The 16,628-nt window shown below is 54.4% G+C and carries 24 protein-coding genes; 4 read left to right on the top strand and 20 right to left on the bottom strand.

What is annotated here, in order from left to right; translation table 11 throughout:
• Positions 1 to 113 precede the first annotated feature (113 nt).
• The 10 genes from CLH62_RS18025 to CLH62_RS18065 all read right to left on the bottom strand — a co-directional run bounded on the left by CLH62_RS18025 (position 114) and on the right by CLH62_RS18065 (position 7,698).
• The gene (locus tag CLH62_RS18025) at positions 114 to 1,457 is read right to left on the bottom strand and encodes a substrate-binding protein (RefSeq protein ID WP_099619592.1); all 1,344 of its coding nucleotides are present in this window, start codon (positions 1,455 to 1,457) and stop codon (positions 114 to 116) included.
• Positions 1,458 to 1,870: 413 nt separating this feature from the next.
• Complete coding sequence (locus CLH62_RS18030) at positions 1,871 to 2,263, bottom strand: hypothetical protein (RefSeq protein ID WP_099619593.1); 393 nt, start codon at positions 2,261 to 2,263, stop codon at positions 1,871 to 1,873.
• A 152-nt stretch (positions 2,264 to 2,415) separates the two neighbouring features.
• Positions 2,416 to 2,844: a DUF4399 domain-containing protein gene (locus CLH62_RS18035; protein WP_099619594.1), complete on the bottom strand. Its 429-nt coding sequence runs from the start codon at positions 2,842 to 2,844 to the stop codon at positions 2,416 to 2,418.
• 78 nt (positions 2,845 to 2,922) lie between these two features.
• Positions 2,923 to 3,276 (bottom strand): hypothetical protein, encoded by a 354-nt coding sequence (locus CLH62_RS18040; RefSeq protein ID WP_228152901.1) that lies wholly within the window; start codon positions 3,274 to 3,276, stop codon positions 2,923 to 2,925.
• Between the two features lie 127 nt (positions 3,277 to 3,403).
• On the bottom strand, positions 3,404 to 4,723 hold the full coding sequence (locus CLH62_RS18045) for a serine hydrolase domain-containing protein (RefSeq protein WP_099619595.1): 1,320 nt from the start codon (positions 4,721 to 4,723) through the stop codon (positions 3,404 to 3,406).
• A gap of 21 nt (positions 4,724 to 4,744) precedes the next feature.
• Positions 4,745 to 5,077 carry an NADPH-dependent FMN reductase gene (locus CLH62_RS18050; protein ID WP_228152902.1) on the bottom strand — a complete coding sequence of 111 codons (333 nt, stop codon included), beginning with the start codon at positions 5,075 to 5,077 and terminating at the stop codon, positions 4,745 to 4,747.
• 299 nt (positions 5,078 to 5,376) lie between these two features.
• Positions 5,377 to 5,589: a hypothetical protein gene (locus CLH62_RS20995; RefSeq protein ID WP_143752381.1), complete on the bottom strand. Its 213-nt coding sequence runs from the start codon at positions 5,587 to 5,589 to the stop codon at positions 5,377 to 5,379.
• A gap of 274 nt (positions 5,590 to 5,863) precedes the next feature.
• Positions 5,864 to 6,154: a DUF1330 domain-containing protein gene (locus CLH62_RS18055; protein ID WP_211285837.1), complete on the bottom strand. Its 291-nt coding sequence runs from the start codon at positions 6,152 to 6,154 to the stop codon at positions 5,864 to 5,866.
• Between the two features lie 156 nt (positions 6,155 to 6,310).
• Positions 6,311 to 6,853, bottom strand: a complete 543-nt coding sequence (locus CLH62_RS18060) for a DinB family protein (RefSeq protein ID WP_099619596.1) — start codon at positions 6,851 to 6,853, stop codon at positions 6,311 to 6,313.
• Positions 6,854 to 6,948: 95 nt separating this feature from the next.
• Positions 6,949 to 7,698, bottom strand: coding sequence for an NAD(P)H-dependent oxidoreductase (locus tag CLH62_RS18065; RefSeq protein WP_099619597.1), 750 nt, complete (start codon positions 7,696 to 7,698; stop codon positions 6,949 to 6,951).
• Positions 7,699 to 7,787: 89 nt separating this feature from the next.
• Between CLH62_RS18065 and CLH62_RS18070 the strand changes: the two genes are divergently transcribed.
• A complete protein-coding gene (locus CLH62_RS18070; RefSeq protein WP_099619598.1) occupies positions 7,788 to 8,684 on the top strand; it encodes a LysR family transcriptional regulator in 897 nt (298 codons plus the stop codon).
• On the opposite strand, the gene chaB is transcribed toward CLH62_RS18070, so the two are convergent.
• From chaB to CLH62_RS21475, 4 genes are all read right to left on the bottom strand, one after another.
• Complete coding sequence (gene chaB / locus CLH62_RS18075; RefSeq protein ID WP_099619599.1) at positions 8,681 to 8,905, bottom strand: putative cation transport regulator ChaB; 225 nt, start codon at positions 8,903 to 8,905, stop codon at positions 8,681 to 8,683. The two genes, CLH62_RS18070 and chaB, sit on opposite strands and share 4 nt — an antisense overlap.
• A gap of 292 nt (positions 8,906 to 9,197) precedes the next feature.
• On the bottom strand, positions 9,198 to 10,862 hold the full coding sequence (locus CLH62_RS21165) for a methyl-accepting chemotaxis protein (RefSeq protein WP_099619600.1): 1,665 nt from the start codon (positions 10,860 to 10,862) through the stop codon (positions 9,198 to 9,200).
• Positions 10,863 to 11,127: 265 nt separating this feature from the next.
• A complete protein-coding gene (locus tag CLH62_RS18090; RefSeq protein WP_099619602.1) occupies positions 11,128 to 11,748 on the bottom strand; it encodes an AMIN-like domain-containing (lipo)protein in 621 nt (206 codons plus the stop codon).
• Positions 11,745 to 11,945 (bottom strand): GDCCVxC domain-containing (seleno)protein, encoded by a 201-nt coding sequence (locus CLH62_RS21475; RefSeq protein ID WP_099619603.1) that lies wholly within the window; start codon positions 11,943 to 11,945, stop codon positions 11,745 to 11,747. Before CLH62_RS21475 ends, CLH62_RS18090 begins: the two co-directional genes overlap by 4 nt.
• Positions 11,946 to 12,099: 154 nt before the next feature.
• Here CLH62_RS21475 and CLH62_RS18100 point away from each other — a divergent pair, with 154 nt between their 5' ends.
• Positions 12,100 to 12,423, top strand: coding sequence for a thioredoxin family protein (locus CLH62_RS18100; protein ID WP_099619604.1), 324 nt, complete (start codon positions 12,100 to 12,102; stop codon positions 12,421 to 12,423).
• 54 nt (positions 12,424 to 12,477) lie between these two features.
• On the opposite strand, the gene CLH62_RS18105 is transcribed toward CLH62_RS18100, so the two are convergent.
• The 4 genes from CLH62_RS18105 to CLH62_RS21270 all read right to left on the bottom strand — a co-directional run bounded on the left by CLH62_RS18105 (position 12,478) and on the right by CLH62_RS21270 (position 13,612).
• On the bottom strand, positions 12,478 to 12,708 hold the full coding sequence (locus CLH62_RS18105; RefSeq protein WP_099619605.1) for a ChaB family protein: 231 nt from the start codon (positions 12,706 to 12,708) through the stop codon (positions 12,478 to 12,480).
• A gap of 70 nt (positions 12,709 to 12,778) precedes the next feature.
• Complete coding sequence (locus CLH62_RS21680) at positions 12,779 to 12,925, bottom strand: hypothetical protein (protein ID WP_407657788.1); 147 nt, start codon at positions 12,923 to 12,925, stop codon at positions 12,779 to 12,781.
• 36 nt (positions 12,926 to 12,961) lie between these two features.
• Positions 12,962 to 13,414 (bottom strand): methyltransferase family protein, encoded by a 453-nt coding sequence (locus CLH62_RS18110; RefSeq protein ID WP_099619726.1) that lies wholly within the window; start codon positions 13,412 to 13,414, stop codon positions 12,962 to 12,964.
• Positions 13,415 to 13,432: 18 nt separating this feature from the next.
• On the bottom strand, positions 13,433 to 13,612 hold the full coding sequence (locus CLH62_RS21270) for an alpha/beta fold hydrolase (protein ID WP_211285839.1): 180 nt from the start codon (positions 13,610 to 13,612) through the stop codon (positions 13,433 to 13,435).
• 109 nt (positions 13,613 to 13,721) lie between these two features.
• On the opposite strand from CLH62_RS21270, the gene CLH62_RS18120 reads away from it, so the two are divergent.
• Positions 13,722 to 14,045: a thioredoxin family protein gene (locus tag CLH62_RS18120; protein ID WP_099619606.1), complete on the top strand. Its 324-nt coding sequence runs from the start codon at positions 13,722 to 13,724 to the stop codon at positions 14,043 to 14,045.
• 59 nt (positions 14,046 to 14,104) lie between these two features.
• Here CLH62_RS18120 and rho read toward each other — a convergent pair whose 3' ends face one another.
• Positions 14,105 to 15,211: a transcription termination factor Rho gene (rho, locus tag CLH62_RS18125; RefSeq protein WP_228152903.1), complete on the bottom strand. Its 1,107-nt coding sequence runs from the start codon at positions 15,209 to 15,211 to the stop codon at positions 14,105 to 14,107.
• A gap of 103 nt (positions 15,212 to 15,314) precedes the next feature.
• Between rho and CLH62_RS18130 the strand changes: the two genes are divergently transcribed.
• Entirely contained in the window at positions 15,315 to 15,728 is a 414-nt protein-coding gene (locus CLH62_RS18130) for a glutaredoxin family protein (protein WP_099619608.1), read from the top strand.
• Between the two features lie 366 nt (positions 15,729 to 16,094).
• Here the strand turns inward: CLH62_RS18130 and CLH62_RS18135 are convergent, their stop codons facing one another.
• Complete coding sequence (locus tag CLH62_RS18135; protein WP_099619609.1) at positions 16,095 to 16,574, bottom strand: acyl-CoA thioesterase; 480 nt, start codon at positions 16,572 to 16,574, stop codon at positions 16,095 to 16,097.
• Between the last annotated feature and the right edge of the window lie 54 nt (positions 16,575 to 16,628).

Genomic DNA, 16,628 nt, shown 5'->3' on the forward strand with positions numbered 1-16,628 from the left:
TTGTCTGATAACAGGCGCCTGCAGTGCAACAGGCATATCCAGATCTGACTGACGGAGGTGCATCAACCGGGGCGGCCAATGCACCTCACATCAGAGGTAGCCAAGTGCCGTGATCAGGCTCCTGGATTACACTTACCGAGTGAACCACCCGCAAACATAGGATGATTGGGGTCATAAGTGACTTTGTCTGCAGAAGTCACATTAACCACTTCCAGCAAATCGAACTCAGAGGTTGGGTTCGCTTTACCGCGAACCACGAGCACATCTTTGAAGCACTGATGGTCGTCGGCGCGGTACAGGGTCTTGCCGTTGCCCAGTCCGTCAAACTCAAACCCTTCGAGAGCTTCAGCGATGGCACAGGGGTTAAAGCTACCTGCCCGTTCGGCCGCATCAGCGTAGAGCAGAGTTTGTACGTAACAGGTATGGGCTGCCTGTGACGGGGGCTGGCCATACTCTTTGCCATAGGAGGCGACAAACGCCTTGGAGCCTTCGTCCTGCAGAGACCAGTGCCAGTTGGTGGAACCGAAAATACCTTTGACGTTTTCACCGGCACCACGGGCCATGAGACGGGAATACAGCGGTACCACAATTTCAAATTGCTTGCCGTTGACCATCTTCTCGCGCAAACCGAACTGAACCGCGTTGGTCAGTGAGTTCACCATGTTAGAACCGTAGTGATTCAGGATCAGCACATCGGCACCCGAGTTGGTAACCGGAGCAATATAGGATGAGAAGTCGGTCGCGGACAGTGGCGTCCGGACAGCATTCACTGTCTCCCACCCGAGTTCTTCCGTCGCGGCAATCATGGACTGCTCCTGAGTCCAGCCCCAGGTGTAATCCGCCGTCAGGTGATAGGCTTTGCGGTCGTTTCCATAGTGTTCCGACAGCACAGGCGCAAGGGCCGCTGCGGACATATAGGCGTTGAAAAAGTGCCGAAAGCCGTTGGCTTTCTTGTCCTTGCCAGTGGTGTCGTTGGAGTGGGTGAGGCCGGCCATAAAGATCACACCGGCATCCTGACATAACGACTGCACAGCAACTGCTACCCCGGAAGAAGACCCCCCGGTGATCATGATGGCGCCGTCTTTTTCAATCATCGCCCTGGCAGACGCACGAGCGGCATCCGATTTGGTTTGGGTATCGCCCGTTACGTATTCGACTTTGCGGCCGAGAATACCGGTGCCTTTGAGCATTTGTGATGAAAACGTGCCCAGCATGCCACCGTCGCCTTCGCCATTGAGATGCTTTACGGCGAGTTTGTAGGCGCGTAATTCATCGGCACCCTCATCCGCGTAAGGGCCGGATTGAGGAACGTTGAACCCGAGCACCACACTGCCTTTACCTGGTTCATTCGTGTAAGCACTGGCGGCTCTGGAAAAGATCGTTGGGGCAACAAGTCCAGCGCCTAGAACAGCACTGCCTTGAAGGAACTTGCGGCGGTTCAGATAATAATTAGACATATCTTTCTCCCTGAATTGTTCTTGTTTTATGGTCGCTGAACACCAGTGATTGTTTTTTGAGCAGGTGTCCACACAACCCTAACCTTCCAGACGTCAAGCGATTAAGCAATAAAAATTCACCCAAGGTACCACTAATGTCTAATGTGAGATGTCTGACGCATCGGGGGTCAGATCTTGGCGCCTAAACCTGGGTCCAGAAAGGGGGAATATTGCGAGACCGGCCACAAGAAACCCGGAAAAGCCAGCAGGGCAAGGGCGTAATGGAAGTCGGCTGCGACGGATAAATGATAATTAACGGTGACTCGTTCAGATCTTCGGGCTGAGGGCGATGGGGCCTAATCTGGCGGTCTTTTAAAGAGGGCATTCGGGCTAGCGCGGTCGGGCAAAAACCTGGGGCCAGCCCCATCAGGATGTCAGTTCCGGTTCTTCAGGACGGTATAAATCTGGAATGCCGCCCCATCCTGCGTCGAGTTTTCCACCAAGTCCTCAAGTAGTTCGAGTACCCGCTTCTCGTCGTTGCTGCGAAGACCGGGCCAATACACATAGGGCACCAGATCCGGGTTGCTGATGAAGAAAAGGGCAGTTTCTTCCGGCTTGTTGGCGATGTCTCCGCGCAGGCCGACGGTGAAACGGCGGTCCTCGCTACCTCTCAGCGTCACCAGAAGAGAATTGTCCCGTTCAATGAACCGGGTTTCCTCGACAGAAATGGGCTCCTCAAGGTCGGGCACTGATGTGATGTAGTATTGAAAGCCAAGAAAAACCAGCAACACGACAAGCAGTGCCGCCAGGGCAATGGATTTGATCATTAAAAGGATTCCAGGGCCGGTCAAACTGAAGGCGTATAGTAACCCCCGCCCCGGATGAATTGACACCGAAGCGATAAAAATCGGGTTTTTGGCCCGGTTCTGCGACGAAGCTCTGGCCGATGATCAGCTATCTGGCCTTACCCCAGGCTCAATTACTCGACAGTGATCGTGATCTGCTCAGAGACGACGGGCTGACTGTGCGGCACATGGGCGTAATTGCCGAGCAACAACTGCAAGGTGTGCTTGCCGGGTGGCAGTGTAATCTCTGTTTCTGTCTGCCCGCCGCCGAAATGCTTGATCTGATCGGTGGCCGGAAGCGGCTGGCTCAGATCGGACGGTACACCGGTATCGATCAACAAATGGTGATGGCCGGTACCCTCTTTCTCGACGCCCGCTGGCGCGACGCCCATATTCCGAAGACCAAACACGACTTTGAAGGTTTCCCCAACCGTTGCACCATCGGATGGCTGAACGAAGTACAGTTCGGCATTTGCCGGGGCATCCGACATTTTGCTCTCTGCGAACACGGCGACTGGTGCGATCAACAAAGCTGAAAATAGGGTAATTGCGATCCTGTTCATCTCATTTCCTCCCTGGTGTTTGCCATAGGTGAGTATAGTTGAGGAAATGGAGTTTTAACGGCCGGAATTATGTGGTCTTCAATCAACTGGAATTGGCGGTGCAGATAGGGCGAACCCGGCGACGGTGGAGTAGAGCATGCGCCCGCCTGGCTCATCAACAAAGGGCCGGGTCAAAACGTGGTTCACCCAATTTTTGCTATTCACCCAAGGCCCGTAGTGGCGACCAGGCGTTCGCTGCAGCCCGGCCTGCAAAGACAGGAGGTGCCCCAGCGTGATGCGCTCCACGCCCTGATGGATAACAATCAAGGTGTGCAGGCGCTCAAGACGCGCTGCTTCGCTCTTTACTGCCGTCTGCCAATCGCTGGTTTCTGCGTGACACAGTAGAGGAGCAAATAGCAGCAGAGCCCGCGTCCAATTAGAAAACCGTTGCATATTTTTCCGGGTTCCGAATGTTTGTATGTAGGGTAACAGTTTCCATCATTTAGCTACTTTACGTCGGGACATCCCTAGGGGCTCACGATGTCAATAAATCCGGGTGTCCCGGTTTTACTGGTCTATCTCAATCCTTGTTCATCAAATACTCCGCCACCGCCTGATAAGCCGGCAATGAGGTAGGGTCTATCTGGCTGTTGCTGGCCGTTGGGTAAGAGGCGAAGCGAACCAGCACCATGTTGGCGGTTGGGTCTATGTAGATGGTTTGGCCGTGTACGCCCCTTGCCGCATAGGCCCCATGGGAATTGTGGAAGTTCCACCACATGCTGCGGTAGCTGCCGCCGGGGAGGGTGGTGTAGCCGGCTTTGGCGAAGGCCTCCTTGTCGCCGCCTGCCTGTATGGTGTCTGCCACAGCTTCGGAGAATAGTTGGCGGCCGTTGAAGTGGCCTTTGTCCAGCATAACCAGGCCGACTCGGCCAAGGTCTCGCAGACCGGCACTCAGGCCGCCGCCGGCGAAGGGGGTGCCCTTGGAATCCACGGTCATGTAGGCGTCTTGCTCCGTGCCGGTCGGTTGCCACAGGCGTTCGGACAGCAGGTGCGCGACGTTCTGGCCGCTTACGCGCGAGATGATCCAGCCCAGAGCGTCGGAATTGATGGTGCGATAACCGAAGGCGACTCCGTGTTCGCCGTTTTGCTCCACGGTTTGCAGGTACTCGAAGTAGCCATCCGGCCCGCTGTAATCGGCGGGTTTGGGCAGTGGGCTGGCGGCGGCCGAGTATTGCCAGATATCAGCGTTGGGGTCGGCGTAATTTTCGCTGTAATCCAGCGCGGTGGTCATGTCCATCACCTGGCGCACGGTGGCGCTGCCGAAAGCGCTGTTTGCAAGCTCTGGAATGATGCTGGCCACTTTAGCCTGGCCGTCCAGTTCGCCCTCGGCCACCAGAATTTCAGCCAGTAAGCCGGTGAGGGACTTGGTCATGGACATGGCGGCGTGTTTGCCAGTTTCGTTCAGGCAGCCGTTGTAGTGCTCATACACTATCCTGCCGTTGTGCAGAATCAGCAGCCCGTCGGTGTAGTTGGCGGCCAATGATTCTTGCCAGGTCATGGGGGTATCGCTACCCATCGGCGTGAATGTGATCTTGTCGATTCCGGTATCAGTTGCGTAGGGCAGGGCGTTGGGTGCGCCAATTCCCCGGCTCACCTGGGTGGTGGGCAGCAGCTCGCGGATGTGGCACACCGTCCAGCGCAGTTTCGGGAAGCTGAAGTAGTTGCTTTGTGGTTGGGTGATGAGCTTGTCGGGTGGTGGTGGAAAGCCGGTCATCCATTGCAAGGCATTCGGATCCGACGCTTCGGCGTTGAGTGGTGCGTTGGTTTGGTTGCTTGCGAACGCGCCGGTGCTGGTCAGTGTCAGTAACACCAGGGCATAAATACGGATGAGGCTGGGCATGGTGAAGCTCCTTGCGAACCGTTAAGGGGCGTTTCTCTCGGACGGATCCGTTTTGAAATCTCTTACCAGCTGGTGGGGATCAATTCTTTCTCGATGCTCGCTGGCGGCCTGAGCCCACCAAACCAATTGATTAAACGTTCGGCCAAAATAATCAAACCAGGATGCTTGATCTTCTCCCTCCTGCGCCGATCCATTCTCTGCAAAGACCTCTTGTGCCTTGGGCACATGTATCATCGCAGAAACCGGCAGACAGCCCAGCTCTGAAAGAAACGTACGCATCCCAACCGCTGCACGCATTCCACCCCACTGGCCTGCTGAATAGGTAACGATCGCACTCGGCTTGTAGGAAAACAAAGAGCTGCCTGCGCTATTCGAACACCGAGGCGAGCCGGCTTTGGAGGTGTGCTATCGCGTACAGTGCCGAGGAAAACAAGAAACTTCATCTGCAACTCCATATTTTTACAAAAATAGACTTGATCGCAACCTAGGCGTAACCCTTCGGGCGCGTTAGCCCTGATACAGAAGGGCCGGGAGTAGCAGGGTAGTGGTTAGCCAGAGTGGTAGGTGCATGGTGGTCTCTTTGTTCTTTCCAGACGCAAAGTAGCAGTGCCACCAGGGCAATGGACTTGATCATCAAGTGGGTTTCAAACAGGTCATAAAGGAGGCGTATGGTGACGCTGGCCCCGGACGTATTCACCCCGAAGTGATGAGAATTCAGGTTTAGGCTGAGGAATTACATTGTTTTCTGAGGTGGTGATCTCGATATTGTTCACCAGGATTTGAGCGCCGGCCAGAAGAAATCCGGCAAATCCGAGAAAAACCAGCAGGGCGAGTGTGTATAACGAACGGGGAAATGTGGAAGTCATAACACATACCAGGTACTAAACCTGTCCCGGTTGTTGATGAGAAAAACGGCCTGCGCTTGGGGCGAGGCCGGTGCAAAAGGGCACTGCGGGTCCGTAGCCATATTGCCAATAGAGGGGCCATTAATGACCCCAATCCTCAATTCAGATTACGCCTCGTCCGTGCGGCGCATGATGTGACGTCCTGTCCAGGCAGCTCCGTCGCCTCATCTGAACCCACAATAAGCTATATGCTTTGTCCGCTCTGTTCGTTATCGCACTGACGGTGGAAAGATGCCTATGACTCGGATTCGTAACTGATCAGATCCACATCTGCTGCTTCGGCACGCAGAGGAACCAAATCCTGATATGCGGCGGAGTTGTGCCATTTATCCACGGTTTCCGGGTCCGGGAAGCGAATAACAACGGTGTCCGTGTGGGGGTGTTGCCCGCTAAGTACTTTCGCTCGCGTGCCTCGAAGCACAAGTTCAGCACCCCAGGGCTCCAGTGTTTCTGGAACCCGACTCCGGTATTCCGCCCATTTGTCTGGGTCTTTTACGGTGATTTGGCCGATTACGTAGGCTGTCATTATCGTTCTCCCGCTCACTCATTCAGGGCATTGCAGCAATTTTTGCAAACTCTTCAGCTCACTTCGGGTTAAAAAATCCGGGTTATAATAAATCCGTCCCGGTTATCTTCCACTTCGCCGCAGAGGCATTCGCCTTTCATCCTCACTGGGCACTCGTTAGTCCTGAGTCTGGTCTGGAATCAGAGCCAAAAGATCCGTCACCCCAATATCTACGCCCGCCTGTGATAGTAGCGTAGAAACTTGTCCCCGGTGGTGGGTTTGGTGATTGAAAAAGTGGAGAAGCAAACTGGAAAACCGCCGGTGTGCGGGAACCCCTTTTGTGTTGTGGTAACGGAGCACCACCTTCAAGTCATCATCCGATAACGCTTCAACCCCGTCGATGATCTGCCGGTCCAACCACGCTCTTTGCTCGGACAATGCTGCGAAGTCTTCAATCAGGATTTGGTTCAGGCTGGTAGGGTCGGGGAGATCCGCTACTTCACCTAAAGAGTCGCTTAAAGCTGGATGGCTCGCAAAACGTTTGAGCCAGATGGTGTCGCCAACAAGGATATGGTTGAGCGTACCGAGAATGGAACCGAAGAACGCGCCACGGTCTCTGGCCAACTCGGCAGGATCAAGCCCGCCGGCAGCCTCGTAGATCTTTGCGTTCATCCAGTGATTGTAGGCGGCCATTAACTCAAAGTGTTCTCTCAGACTCATTGTCTTCGCCCTATTCAAAGTCTTTATGCTGAGATTTCAGGTCTCAGGAAACAACAAAACGTACCAGTAATATAAAGCGCCAACCGCTTTATTTCCTAGGGCCTCCATCGCATGGGGTGAGTCTGTTTCAGGACACCGTTCTCGTCCCAGTCGTTCCAGCCAGTAAATGGAATGGATGCCTCACTAAAAAGTCCGGGCAGCCGTTCCGCCCACGCGGTTTTGTTCTGTTCCAGCTGCTCCCTGAACACAGACTCATCCTGGTAACGAATACCACCACCCTGAATGCCATAGCTGACCTGGGGCGCCAGCACATCAAACCCCACGTAATAAAGCGAGGAATGCATCGGCCACAGCCATTCCACCATATTGCCAGCGCGGCCGAAGGGCATGAACGCCTGTTCTGGAGACCCAGTGGTGACAGAACACATGGCTTTCTTGTCCTGGAAATGCCCCCGGTTGTAACGTCGGCTCCCGGAGTAGAGCCCGCCGTAAACCAGGACCCGCTCAAACCAACCCTTGAGAATTGCCGGCTGCGCATGCCACCACAACGGAAACTGGAAAATCACAAGGTCGGCCCATTCCAGGCGACTGATTTCCCGCTGAACCTCAGGCGCCAGTGAACCTCGCTCAAAGTGGGCACGCTGTTCGGTCAACGGTGCGAAATAGTTTCCATCAACCCGCTCGGCATAGTGGCCGGCACGTTCAACCGGATCGAACCCCTCCCGATAGAGATCATCCAGTTCGACGGTGTGCCCGGCGGCCTGGAGGGACTCTTTCGCCACATCAGCCAGCCCTCCGTTGAACGACTCGCGCTCCGGGTGTGCGAAGACAATCAACACATTCATGGCCCATCACTCCTTTTGCATTCATCTGGCGATAGCCTAAGCTGTTCCCAGGCACACATAAATTCCCAATCTTTAAGAACTAAGCTTGCATGAATGAACAACAAATCCGATGGGATGATCTGCAGATCGTATCGGCCATTGCCGACACGGGCACGCTCTCAGGAGCTGGCAGGCGACTGGGAATAAGTCATGCGACGGTCTTCCGTCGGCTCACCAATCTGGAAAATCAGCTGGGAGTAGTGCTGTTTGAACGGTCGCGCACGGGATACACGCCAAGCGCCGCCGGAGAAGACCTTTTCGCAGTCGCGAGAAGGGTTCAAGCGGATATCACCGGCGTTGAACGCCGGCTTGCAGGAAAGGATCTCAAGCTCTCCGGAACCCTCAGAGTCACCACAACCGACACCCTGTTTGCGGGCCTGCTGGCCACACCGTTCGAAAAGTTTCGCGCGGACTACCCGGATATCAAGCTGGAAGTCGTTATCTCAAACCAGGTGCACAGCTTGAGCAAGCGGGAGGCGGACATCGCCATTCGCCCCACCGGGAAACCTCCGGAAACCCTTGTTGGCCGGAGGGTTGGTGTAATCCGGCAGAGCGTCTATGGGCAACGGCATCATTGGCAGCACGAGCGGGTGCCCTTAGACACGTTAACGGGGCACCAGTGGATTGGCCCGGACAATCATATGGGCAACCGAGCCCTCGAAACCTGGATGGCCCGGAAGGGGTTAAACGAGTTCTGCAATTACCGTGTCGACTCCATGCTGGGCATGCAAACCGCCGCGCAATCCGGTGCCGCAGTGGCGGTGCTACCAGACTACCTGGGGAACTCCGATCCTGAGCTCTGCCGCCTGACCGACCCTATTGAGGAACTGGACATTCCTCTCTGGATTCTCACCCATCCTGATCTCAAACGCGTGAAAAGAATCCGGGCGTTTACTCAGGTCATCGGTGAGGAATTGAGGCAAGCGCTGGTTAATGCGCCGGTTTAATCCTTCACCCATTTATCACCCTCCTTGTGATACTCCTGTTTTACCGCTGCCCACGCAACCTTGTGGGCCGTCTCTTCCCGGCCTGAGTTGCCACGGCGATCTTCAGGATCGCTGTATTCATCCCAGGCGGAATTGAACGCCTTGCGATAGATCTCCTGGGCATGGGCCGGCAAATTGTTGCGTACACTGGCTGGTAATTCCGAATTGCTATTGTATGGCATGGGTCTCGCCTCCAAAATTCGAGCAGAGAGGGGAATACAAACAATATGAAGGGGAGCAGGGGAGTGATGGGAGAATCCAGCCACCTGAATTGAAACAAGCCGGCACCAAAACCCACAGACACTGCTATGATCGCGAATATTGGTACCAGTGCCCAGGCCTTTAACGGTGCCTGCAAAGGGGAGGTCAGAAAGTTCTGGCCAAGGTTGTTACCGAAGTACTTTCCGGGCTTTTCGCGAAACATAAAGTTGTGACTCTACAAAAAAGTCTGTCCCGGTTATTTAAAGACCGTTCCTACACTTTCACCCGGAACTGCCCAATCAACTCTTGCAGCGTAGAGGCCATGCGGGCCAGTTCCTGGCCTGCCTGGGACGTCTGATTGGCACCTGAGGCGTTCTGTTTCCCCTTGTCGCTGATCAGGATCAGATTATGATTCATATCTTCGGCCACCGTACTCTGTTCCTCTGCCGCCGTTGCGATCTGGCTGCTCATTTGATCGATTTGTGACACCGATTCCACAATGGTCGTCAACGAAGAGCTCGCGAGAGAAGACTGATCAACTACGGATCTGGCCTGCTCCCGGCTCTGACTCATTGCCTGTGCCGCATTGCGCGAACCTGTCTGAAGCTTTTCTATGATCTGGTTGATCTCTGCGGTAGAGGCCTGAGTGCGACCAGCCAGAGTTCTCACCTCGTCCGCCACTACAGCGAACCCGCGGCCCTGCTCACCAGCGCGGGCTGCCTCGATTGCCGCATTTAACGCGAGCAGGTTGGTCTGTTCTGCGATGCTTTTGATCACATCCAGCACAGTGTTTATGTTGGCGCTGTCGCGTTCAACCTGGGTCATGACTTCCGAGGCTCTTTCAATCTGCACAGCCAGCTGCCCGATTTCCTGTACCGCCTGCTCCATAACCCTGTGGCCTTTTTCAGCCTCGTCATTTGCATCGTTTGCAGCCGTGGATGTATTACCAACACTCTCAGCAACTTCTCTTACTGTGGCGCTCATTTCGTTCATCGCCGTTGCCAACTGGTCGGTTTCGGACTGCTGCTGCTGAATATTGGCGCTAGTTTGTGCTGTTACCGTTGATACCTCTTCCGCTGCTGTGGAAAGCTGGGTCGTTGTGCCATTAATCTGTGAAATCATCTCAAGTAGCCGTTGCTGCATGGATTGCAAACCTCGCATGAGGTCACCGATTTCATCCCGGCGGGTCACCTCGATGGAGGAGGTAAGGTCGCCTTCTGCCACCCGCTGCAACTCGACCATAACCTTGGGCAGGCAGGCCAATACCCGTGATACGAGCAGGTAGACCAAACCAACGCCAAGGAGCACGATGATGGAACCGATAACGATAGTGCGCCCGGTTGATACGGCCGACATCTGCTGATTTGACAGGGCAGCGACAGTGTTCTGATCAACCGTTTCAAGAAAACTATCGACCTCCTTCGACATTTTTGCGGCGACCTCATCAAATTGCGCCATCATCTGGTTTCCGCCGGACGGGCCCTCGTCAACATAGGCCTGGGCCATCTGTTTTCCGATGTCGTAATAGGCATTAAAAACCGGCAGCATCTCCCGATAACGCTCCGCATGCTCACTATCAAGCAGGATGAGATCATCGATCAGTATTCTGAATTTTTCGGCGTTATTCGCGGCCTGATCAAAACCGTCATTCAACCCGTCACGACCGCGCGTGGCGCTGATGTCGGTCAGCCACTGCTGTACCTGAACCACCGACAGCTTTAACTCATGGGCTTTGTTGAGAACAGGGATTTTGTTTTCAGCGAGCTCGGTGGATTGGTTCCCAATGGCCATGTTGCCCATGATGATTGCGCCGCTCTCAATCACGACAACGGCGGCCAACAGGACAGTTAATACTAAAAAACGGATCCGGAGTGTCTTGTTTTGATAGGAGCTCATATTCAACAGTTCCCTGTAATATTTATTTTTCAGAGGGGCCATGCTTTCCGCCGCTACATCAGCAGGGCTCAAGAAAGCGGCTAACTGTGTTATCGACTATTTCATGTCCACCTTTAGCTGAAAGGGTATGACAGAAACCAGGACAGATTGATTTATGTCTGGAATCGGAGCCAGAAGATCCGCCACCCCAATATCCACGCGCGTCTGTGAAAGGAACGTGGAAACCTGCCCACGGTGATTGGCTGGCAAATTGTTTCGCACACTTGCTGGTACTTCGGAATTGCTGTTGGATGGCATCGGTCTCGCCTCAGTTGCTGTGATTCCGGCCATGACGCAACTCGACGACGAGACGCGGCGGACTGCTCAGTTCGCGGACCCGATAGCGATTCGGCGACTCGACACCGAAGACCCATGTCACCACCGCCTCGAAGTCGCAGGTCAGCTCCAGCTCGGAGAGCACGGGCAGGTTTGGCATACGCTCACGATCGGCGACCGTCGGCTGTCCCTCCTCGGTGTGCGCATTCACCGGGTACATCCGGACCTCCAGCCAGCCATCACCGGCCAGGTCCGTAACCTCGCCGGAGCCGCACTTGCGAACGGGTTGGTCTATGTACTCAGTGTGATACCCCGGAACCCGCTCATCGAACTCAAAAACGACCTGGTCGAAGCCTTCATGGGTGCCGGTACGGACAACGACAAGACTCGCAGCGGGCAGATCGGGTCGCGGCTGGTCGATTATGCCCGCTGTCCACTCTGGCGCAGGAACGGCACTCCGCTCGTCATCGACCTGAGGCGAGTGGGCTTTCTCGGTCACCGCACGGCCGCAGCCGGCTACTGCGAGACAGACGGTGATGATTGCCGCCTGATGTCGCATCCGGCGAACCTTGTCCATAATTCGCGGGCTCGTCAGGGTGCGATTGTGGATCATGATCCTGCCTGAATGGGTGGACACGGCATGGTGCCGTAAGAACAGAAAACACAGCAGTCACCCGGTTTGGGTTTCAGCAAACGGCCGCAGGATTCACACTTGTAGAAGTACTGGCAGCTATCCTTGGGCATTGATTCCGTTTTCCGGTGGCTACAATGTGGGCATGTGAGGGTGGATTCCAGAATGATCTTAGCCATAACCGTGAACTCCTTTCAGCCCGAAGGCCGTGCCAGCGCCCGCTCCAGGGAAGAGAGACTCTCCGAAGTCTGAATGACTGGAACCACCGTCACTAAACGATATCATTTGAGCACGGGCGCTTAAAGATTGCCGATAACCCCAGAAGGAAACACCATGTCGTACACGAGAAAATATACACCCGAAACACTCAGCCGTGACGAGCTGGACCAGACCACGGGCCCAATGGTGATCGAATTCGGTACCAACTGGTGCGGGTTCTGCCAGGGTGCGCAGGCAGATATCAAAGCGGCGATGGACAATCACCCAGACGTTCCGCATGTGAAGGTCGAGGATGGCAAAGGCCGCAGGTTGGGGCGGACGTTCGGCGTTAAGCTCTGGCCGTCTCTGATTTTTTTGAAGGAGGGTAAAGAAATGGCGCGGGTAGTCCGCCCGGAAAACAGCAAAGACATCGAAGGCGCGCTACGAAAAATTGAATGAGGCCTGCGCCGGTTTTACGAGACCCTCAGAACGCAAAACCGTCGTTGTTTATCCTCAGGATTTAATCTTCACCCACTTGTCGGCTTCCTTGTGATATTCCTCTTTCACCGCTGCCCAGGCCACTTTATGAGCGGTCTCTTCCCGGCCGGAATGGCCCCGGCGATCTTTGGGATCGCTGTATTCATCCCAGGCGGAATTGAACGCTTTGCGATAAATCTCCTGGGCATGGGCCGGCAAATTGTTGCGTACACTGGCTGGTAGTTCCGAATTGCTATTGTATGGCATGGGTCTCGCCTCCAAAAACGGGTCCGTCAGTAACAGGCTAGCATCTGGTAGCGCGGGACAGGGCAAAAGGTTACAACTCCAGCACAAGATTTCTGCCACCAAGAAAAAGCACCCAAACCGTTACCGCCGCCCAGTGAATGATCACCGGAACCCAGATAGACCGGCAGAGCACATAGGCGTAGCCACAGGTAAGCCCCATAGCGCCTACGATAACCAGAACGTTTGCCGAGGTTGTTAGCGAGGTGCTTTTCGTTTAAAGCCACCGCCGAACGCGTCGCTCATAATCCCGGAAAGCTTCGCCGAAGCTATCCCGCAGGGCGCGTTCCTCCGGTTCGATCTGGAATCGGTTCATATAAAGCACAAAGAAAATCACCCCGATCAAAGCCCAGGCGGACGCCAGGAAAACGCCCCAGGCCAGCAGCCAAAACCCGAACCCCACATACATTGGATTGCGGGAGTAGCGGTAAACACCCGAGCTGACCAGCGTAGAACTTGCTTCTGGCTTGCGCGGGTCTACCGTTGTTTTCGAACGTCGAAAGGAAATCACCCCAGCCACAGGGAATAGAGTGCCCAGAACAAACACGACCGCTGCTGCCACGCGAAGCATTTCGCCAGCTTCAATGCGCGGGCCTGAGTTTGCGATGACCCACATAAGCAACCACACGATCAGCACCAGAGCGAGGGGTGGAATGCGTTTTTCCAGCATGTGCGGTTTCACGAGCTCCTAAGCCTCAACAAAATCCAGAATCTCCTTCACCAGCTCATCAGGCTTCTCCTCAATAACGAGGTGGCCTGCATCATCAATCACACGAAGAACCGTCCTTGCTACTCCTGCGATTGATGCCGCCAGACTGGCTGTGCTGCTTTTCAGGGGCCGATTGGCCGTCAATGCACAAACGAACATAGGGAATAGCCTTGCGCCGGGCCTCCGGAGTCTGGATGACTGAAACCATTAAACGTTATCATTCGAGCGAGGACGCTCAAAGTTTGTTGTAACCCAACAAGGAAATGCCATGTCGTACACCAACCAATATACACCTGAAACCCTAAGCCGTGACGAGCTTGACCAGACCGCTGGCCCAATGGTGATCGAATTCGGAACCAACTGGTGCGGGTTCTGCCAGGGGGCACAGGCGGATATCAGGGCGGCAATGGATAAACACCCGGACGTTCGGCATGTGAAGGTTGAGGATGGCAAAGGCCGCAGGTTGGGGCGGACGTTTGGCGTCAAGCTTTGGCCGACTCTGATTTTTCTGAGGAACGGGGAGGAAATGGCTCGATTGGTGCGTCCGGAAAGCAGCAACAACATCGAAGGTGCGCTGCGGAAAATTCAATGAGCCCGGCGCTGGTAATTTCAGCTGAAAATAAGTCTGTCCCGGTTTCTGGTAGCGCGGATTCAATCGATGGGCGTCCCGGGGATGTTTTTCAGAAGTTCGGCATTTGTGGGGTACTTCTCAAGCAGCTCCACCAGCTTTTTTGTGCCCTCTAGCGGTTTGAGACCGCTAAGCGCCCGGCGCAACGCTCTTATTTTGTCTAAATCTTTCGGATCTAACAGCAGCTCTTCACGGCGTGTACTGCTTTTCGAAATGTCCAGCGCGGGGAAGATTCGCTGATTCGCAACGTCTCTTGATAAAACCAGCTCCATGTTCCCCGTGCCCTTAAATTCCTCAAATATAACCTGGTCCATACGGCTGCCGGTATCAACCAGAACGGTTGCCAAAATCGTAAGCGAGCCGCCATTCTCGAGGTTTCGTGCAGAGCCAAACAACCTCCGCGGGATCTCCATCGCTCGAGCATCAATCCCGCCAGACATAGTACGACCGCTGCTCTTTCGCTCCGCATTGTGAACACGCGCAAGCCTCGTGAGAGAATCAATCACAATCATGACATTGTGACCCTCGCCAGCTTGTTGGCGAGCGATATCAAGAAGCTCATCGGCAACGCGAGCGTGATGAGCATAGCTTTCATCCGAAGAAGAAGCGTGTACCTCAGCCGGGACGCTACGCTTGAAATCAGTGACCTCTTCGGGTCGCTCATCTATCAATAACGCGTAAAGTTTAATCTCGGGATACGCCTTTCCCACCGCCTGGCAAATATCTTTTAAAATCGTCGATTTTCCAGACCCCGGCGGTGCAACTATCAAACCTCGCTGCCCCATTCCAATCGGCGTGATCAAATCCATCGCGCGCACCGTGAGTTTTTCTGAACCTAACTCCAAGCGAATCCCCGGCGTTGGATTGATAGCCACACCGTTTAAAAAACGTTTTTGTGGATCAGCCTCACCTTCAACCTCAACCTCAACCTCAACCATAGCTTCGGCTTCCTTAGCCACTGGTTTAGCGTCTTTATTTGGTTTCCGGGTTAAACCTAATGTCTTTCTCGTCATAGCTGTTTGATAGCTCTTGTTTGATAGATATTTTTCGAAATGGGCTGATAACACCAAAAAAAAAGAAGCCCTAACAGATTGCTGAAGATCATTTTCGACAAAGTCAGCCCAAGGCAAAAGGAAAGACCTGACCCCGATGTTTCCTGCCCTGACCTTGGCGGCGGCAAACTGTTACCATCTTCCGCCCCCAGTGACCATTTTCCGACTCAAGGCTGATTAGATGAGCATCGTTATGCGTTATTTCTTTCGATTTTTGCGCCTGGTACTGACCCCTGTGATCTTGCTGATGGAGAAGCTTACCACGCCCAAGGCACTGTCCCGGTCAGCAGAAGATCAGGCTGCAGTTGATAGCGGCTGCAAGGATCTGGCTCTGTACCAGTTTCAGGCCTGCCCATTCTGCGTAAAAGTGCGGAAAGAAATTGCCCGGCTGGGCCTGAACATCGAATTACGAGACGCCCGGAATGATAAAGGCCATCGCGCCGAACTGGAAAATGGCGGCGGGCGAATCAAAGTGCCCTGCCTGCGCGTTACGCATAGCGATGGAAAGCAGGAGTGGCTGTATGAGTCCGGAGAAATCAATCAGTGGCTGAGAGAGAGATTTGACCCGTCTGTCGAAGACGCAACCAACGCCTGAGCGGTCGAGACTGACTTGGAGTGCTTCCTCTATTCCAGCCTTTACGTGTCCCGACGCCAGTATGTTTCGCGGTATCAGGATGCCCCTGGAAAAGGCCTCTTCCAGCAGCGACGGGAACACGAACAATAATGGGGAGCAGGGGAGTGATTGCCGAATTTAACCACCCGAATTTAAATAAACCGGCGCCCAAACCAGCGGATATCGCTATGATTACAAAAACCGGCACCAGTACCCAGGCCTTTAACGGCGCCTGAAAAGGGGAGGTCAGAATACTTTAGCCAAGGTTGTTACCGAGGTACTTTCCAGGCTTTGCTGAAATCATAAGGTCGCGGATTCACAAAATAAATCTGTCCCGGTGTTCCGGTCTCATTTTTTATGTAGCGCCCTGTAACGTTCCTCGAGTTCGGCACGAATAGCACGGCGCTCCTTACCGTTAGCAAACCGCCGAATCTGATCATCGGTGCGTGGAACCAGCTGCGGCACGGCGACGGCTTTGCCGTTGTCATCAACCGCCACCATGGTAAAAAAGCAGCTGTTGCTATGGCGGACCAACTTGTCCCGGATGTTCTCGGTGACCACTTTGATGCCGATTTCCATGGAAGTACGGCCGGTGTAGTTCACACTGGCCAGAAAGGTGACCAGCTCGCCCACGTGGATGGGTTGGAGGAACATCACCTGGTCGACGGACAGGGTAACGACATACGTCCCCGCGTAACGGCTGGCGCAGGCGTAGGCGACTTCATCCAGATACTTCAGCAGGGTGCCGCCGTGCACATTGCCGGAAAAATTGGCTTTGTCCGGCGTCATCAGGACGGTCATGCTCAGGCTTGTTGAATTGTTTTCCATGGCGCTTCTCTGGTGGTTTGTTATCCAGTATAGGCGCCAGGGTGCTGGCAGGTG

The sequence above is a fragment of the Marinobacter guineae genome, from assembly GCF_002744735.1.
Taxonomy (GTDB): domain Bacteria; phylum Pseudomonadota; class Gammaproteobacteria; order Pseudomonadales; family Oleiphilaceae; genus Marinobacter; species Marinobacter guineae.

Coding starts and splice junctions, on each gene's coding strand:
- CLH62_RS18025 (WP_099619592.1), bottom strand. CDS start 1,457: ATGTCTAATTATTATCTGAACCGCCGCAAGTTCCTTCAAGGCAGTGCT.
- CLH62_RS18030 (WP_099619593.1), bottom strand. CDS start 2,263: ATGATCAAATCCATTGCCCTGGCGGCACTGCTTGTCGTGTTGCTGGTT.
- CLH62_RS18035 (WP_099619594.1), bottom strand. CDS start 2,844: ATGAACAGGATCGCAATTACCCTATTTTCAGCTTTGTTGATCGCACCA.
- CLH62_RS18040 (WP_228152901.1), bottom strand. CDS start 3,276: ATGCAACGGTTTTCTAATTGGACGCGGGCTCTGCTGCTATTTGCTCCT.
- CLH62_RS18045 (WP_099619595.1), bottom strand. CDS start 4,723: ATGCCCAGCCTCATCCGTATTTATGCCCTGGTGTTACTGACACTGACC.
- CLH62_RS20995 (WP_143752381.1), bottom strand. CDS start 5,589: ATGACTTCCACATTTCCCCGTTCGTTATACACACTCGCCCTGCTGGTT.
- CLH62_RS18055 (WP_211285837.1), bottom strand. CDS start 6,154: ATGACAGCCTACGTAATCGGCCAAATCACCGTAAAAGACCCAGACAAA.
- CLH62_RS18060 (WP_099619596.1), bottom strand. CDS start 6,853: ATGAGTCTGAGAGAACACTTTGAGTTAATGGCCGCCTACAATCACTGG.
- CLH62_RS18065 (WP_099619597.1), bottom strand. CDS start 7,698: ATGAATGTGTTGATTGTCTTCGCACACCCGGAGCGCGAGTCGTTCAAC.
- CLH62_RS18070 (WP_099619598.1), top strand. CDS start 7,788: ATGAATGAACAACAAATCCGATGGGATGATCTGCAGATCGTATCGGCC.
- chaB (WP_099619599.1), bottom strand. CDS start 8,905: ATGCCATACAATAGCAATTCGGAATTACCAGCCAGTGTACGCAACAAT.
- CLH62_RS21165 (WP_099619600.1), bottom strand. CDS start 10,862: ATGGCCCCTCTGAAAAATAAATATTACAGGGAACTGTTGAATATGAGC.
- CLH62_RS18090 (WP_099619602.1), bottom strand. CDS start 11,748: ATGATCCACAATCGCACCCTGACGAGCCCGCGAATTATGGACAAGGTT.
- CLH62_RS21475 (WP_099619603.1), bottom strand. CDS start 11,945: ATGGCTAAGATCATTCTGGAATCCACCCTCACATGCCCACATTGTAGC.
- CLH62_RS18100 (WP_099619604.1), top strand. CDS start 12,100: ATGTCGTACACGAGAAAATATACACCCGAAACACTCAGCCGTGACGAG.
- CLH62_RS18105 (WP_099619605.1), bottom strand. CDS start 12,708: ATGCCATACAATAGCAATTCGGAACTACCAGCCAGTGTACGCAACAAT.
- CLH62_RS18110 (WP_099619726.1), bottom strand. CDS start 13,414: ATGCTGGAAAAACGCATTCCACCCCTCGCTCTGGTGCTGATCGTGTGG.
- CLH62_RS21270 (WP_211285839.1), bottom strand. CDS start 13,612: ATGTTCGTTTGTGCATTGACGGCCAATCGGCCCCTGAAAAGCAGCACA.
- CLH62_RS18120 (WP_099619606.1), top strand. CDS start 13,722: ATGTCGTACACCAACCAATATACACCTGAAACCCTAAGCCGTGACGAG.
- CLH62_RS18130 (WP_099619608.1), top strand. CDS start 15,315: ATGAGCATCGTTATGCGTTATTTCTTTCGATTTTTGCGCCTGGTACTG.
- CLH62_RS18135 (WP_099619609.1), bottom strand. CDS start 16,574: ATGGAAAACAATTCAACAAGCCTGAGCATGACCGTCCTGATGACGCCG.